Origin of the sequence: Streptomyces sp. NPDC029526 (assembly GCF_040637405.1) — a bacterium.
Classification (GTDB): Bacteria; Actinomycetota; Actinomycetes; order Streptomycetales; family Streptomycetaceae; genus Streptomyces.
The window spans coordinates 1-3,600 of record NZ_JBEZWE010000046.1 but is presented as its reverse complement, the minus strand read 5'-3'; the positions used below and the strand labels follow the sequence as shown (position 1 = coordinate 3,600).

General features: G+C 28.5%; 3 protein-coding genes. 2 read left to right on the top strand and 1 reads right to left on the bottom strand.

Annotated features, from left to right (window positions below; all coding sequences use genetic code 11):
* Positions 1-149 precede the first annotated feature (149 nt).
* Positions 150-1,064 carry a YafY family protein gene (locus tag AB0F01_RS31360; protein WP_083319556.1) on the bottom strand — a complete coding sequence of 305 codons (915 nt, stop codon included), beginning with the start codon at positions 1,062-1,064 and terminating at the stop codon, positions 150-152.
* Positions 1,065-1,177: 113 nt separating this feature from the next.
* Here AB0F01_RS31360 and AB0F01_RS31355 point away from each other — a divergent pair, with 113 nt between their 5' ends.
* Together AB0F01_RS31355 and AB0F01_RS31350 are read left to right on the top strand one after the other, a co-directional pair.
* Complete coding sequence (locus tag AB0F01_RS31355; RefSeq protein ID WP_222985274.1) at positions 1,178-2,131, top strand: NADP-dependent oxidoreductase; 954 nt, start codon at positions 1,178-1,180, stop codon at positions 2,129-2,131.
* Positions 2,132-2,468: 337 nt separating this feature from the next.
* Positions 2,469-3,290: an alpha/beta hydrolase gene (locus tag AB0F01_RS31350; protein WP_075345162.1), complete on the top strand. Its 822-nt coding sequence runs from the start codon at positions 2,469-2,471 to the stop codon at positions 3,288-3,290.
* Positions 3,291-3,600 lie beyond the last annotated feature (310 nt).

Genomic DNA, 3,600 nt, shown 5'->3' with positions numbered 1-3,600 from the left:
CTTGTCTTCGTAAGAAGACAAGCTGTGTTATTTAATTATAATGCAAATTATCGTCTGAATTAGTGCAGAATAATTACGAAAGTGACATATTTAGACATAAAACAAGAGTGTACAGAAAATGGTTATTTTCTGTACACGCTTTAATCTAATCAACTTTCGTATACTTTCAATGTACTCTTAAGTTCTTTGACTAGCATATTCCTTAATTGAATTGGGGATTTTATTTTTACATCTTTTCCAAATGTTAAAAACAGAGATTTCAAATATTCTAATTCTTGAGATTTAATCAATAAATCAATATATCCATAGTTTTGATGTTCTATCATCAAATTTTTTTGTAACCAATACTCGTCATTGCATTTCTTTATACCTTCCTTATTGAACTCTGCTTGTAAACGTTGACTTTCATGTTCATTAGGATCACTTTGTATATTATTTAAATATTCATTAAGCTGGAAATCTATATTGTGATATTTTTTTGTGAATGTAATATCTTTAATTCTATCAACTCTAAAAGTACGCATTTCCTTCTTAATCAAATCATATGAGGGAACGTACCAATTTCCACTATACGCATATAAACCAATAGGTATTATTTTACGTATAGAATTTTCTTTTACAGCATGGTAGCTAATCTTCAATATTTCACTATTAACTGAAGATAGTATTATATTTTTCAAACTTATATCTATAGGTTGCTTTTTTGAATTCCAGAACTTGAAATATTGATTGTATCTTTTTATTAATTTTTTCGCATCTAATGGAAATGATAAGTATAATTTTTCTTTTACAGTTTGTATATTTATATCAAAGGGAATTTGTTGATAAAATTCTAATGATTGAAAGGCAAAATAAATTGATATTGCTTCTTCTTCATTAAAGATAATAGGTGGAAGTATTCTATTTTCTAACACTCTATATCCCCCATACTTGCCAACTTCAGTGTATAAAGGTATGCCTAATTCACTTATTTCTAACAAATATCGATGAGCCGTCCTTATAGAAATAGAAAACTCTTCGGATATTTCTCTAGCAGTAAATTCTTTCTTATTATTAATATACATAATGAGGTTAAATATTTTTTGGATTTTATTTATATTAATCTCCTCCTAATCATGACAACTTATGGCAAGTTTATATAGTAATATTAACATAAACATTGAAGGAGGAATTTTACATGAGAGCTATTACGCTAAATGAATTTGGCAATGCAGAAAAATTGAATTTGAATGAAGTTAACTTACCTAAAATAAATGAAAATGAAGTTTTAATAAAATTATTTTATGCTGGTATTGGTCAGTGGGATATTTTTGAAAGAGAAGGTGGATATGAAAAAATGCTCAATTTATCAGTTGATTTCCCTTATATTTTGGGTTCTGAGGGTGTTGGAGAGATCATAAAAATAGGAAAAAATGTAAAAAACTATAAGGTTGGAGATATAGTGTGTGCAGTGAGTTTTTTAAATTCTAAAGGGGGTTTTTATGCAGAATATGTAGCAGTACCTGACTCTCATGTATATTTGAAACCACGGTGCTTAAGTTATGAAGAATCTTCTGCGGTATCTGGTATTGGACTTACTGCATATAGAGGATTGGTAGATGTATTAAATATCAAAAAAAATGATAATGTTCTTATTCATGGGGCAAGTGGTGGAGTAGGACATATTGCCATTCAAATAGCAAAATCATTTGGTGCAAACATTTTTGCTATAGTATCAGGTAACGATGGTATCAGATTAGCTAAAAGTCTAGGTGTCAATAATGTTGTTGATGGAAAAAAATTTAATTCACAAGAAATCATGTCAATGTTTGATATTAATCAATTTGATTCAGCTTTTTTCACCACTGGTGGTATTATAGCAGATCAACTAGTTGAAAATATAAAACCTAATGGAAAAGTTGTATTTCCTTACGGAATTCAAGAACTTAATATTGATAGAAGTGATTTAACAGTCAAACCTTACTATGCTGATATTGACTTAAATTTACTTACCTCATTCTTAAAGTGGATAAATTCAAACCAGCCAACTATTCACGTAGATAAAGTGTTTGATTTAGATGAATATAAATCAGCTCATTTGGCATTAGAACAGCATTACGTCGGAAAACTATGTTTCTCAATATTTAAGTAGTTAACTCATATAATTGTAATTATATAAAATTAATAAAAAAAGCCAACGAACACTTTGAAAATGTTCGTTGGCTTTTAATTTACTAAGTAAAATCATTCTCATATATCGAGTAAAGTGACAGTTTTGTTAGGATATTGTAAAGGACATTGTGTGTTTAGGGCGTATACTATAAGATGGTTTTGTTGAGTTATCCAAACGCTAACCTATTTGTTCATCCAGATTTAGCACAAAATAAAACTTAATCGTACTTTATTATTAGTTTAGATACTTGGTGTTTGTCTATTTTGCTGAAATATATAAAAGTATTTGCTTAAGTTATATTAAGGAGGAATAATAATTGGAAAATAAGTTTGTCTATCCTGATAAAGTTTTTAAGACTGAACATGGTTATGTTAAGTACAATATTGTTGGTTCTGGGGAACCTTTGGTTTTAGTACATGGAACACCTTGGTCTTCATATAATTGGAGAAAGATTATTCCTGCTCTCAGTGAATGGTATACTGTTTATTATTACGATCTTCTAGGTTATGGCGTTTCAGAAAAAGGTGTTGAAAATGTATCGCTAAAAATACAAAATGAAATTCTTTTTAAGTTGATTGAACATTGGCAATTAGAACAGCCTAAAATAATTGGACATGATTTTGGTGGAGCTACTATTTTAAGAACACATTTACTAAATAATCAAAAGTTTGAAAAAATGATGTTAATAGATCCTGTTGCTGTTTCACCTTGGGGATCACCTTTTTATAAGCACGTTGAAAAATACGAAGAAGCCTTTATTGGTTTACCTAATTACATTCATGAAAGTATTTTGAATTCATATATTGGAGGAGCAATTTACAGTAGGTTAGATGAAGAGGCTCTTTCTGGAATGAAAAAACCTTGGTTAAGCGAACAAGGAAAGAAAGCTTTTTATCAACAAATTGTACAATCCAACCAAAAATACACTGATGAAATTGAATGTAAATATAGTGAAATTGAGATTCCTGTATTTATTTTATGGGGCGAAAAAGACGAATGGATTCCGATTGAACAAGGATATAAATTGAATAATTTAATACCAAATTCTAAATTAATACCAATAAGTGACGCGGGACATCTAGTTCAAGAAGAGCAATCTCCATTGCTTATATCTTACATTCTTAAATATATGAATTAACAGTGTTTGAGAGTGATATAGTATGAATATATTAATTATTGGAGCTTTTGGTAATATTGGGACTACACTTATTGAAAAACTAAAAAATAAGCATCTTTTAACTATAACCGTTGTTAATATTACTTCTATGAATGAGTCGCAATTCGATAATTGTAAAATAAAAAAGTTAGATATAACTAGTTTTGATGAATGTAAAAAGATAATAAATAATAAGATTCTGTTGCAAAGTTGAATTTATAGTATAATTTTAACAAAAAGGAGTCTTCTGTATGAACTATTTCAGATATAAACAATTTAACAAGGATGTTAT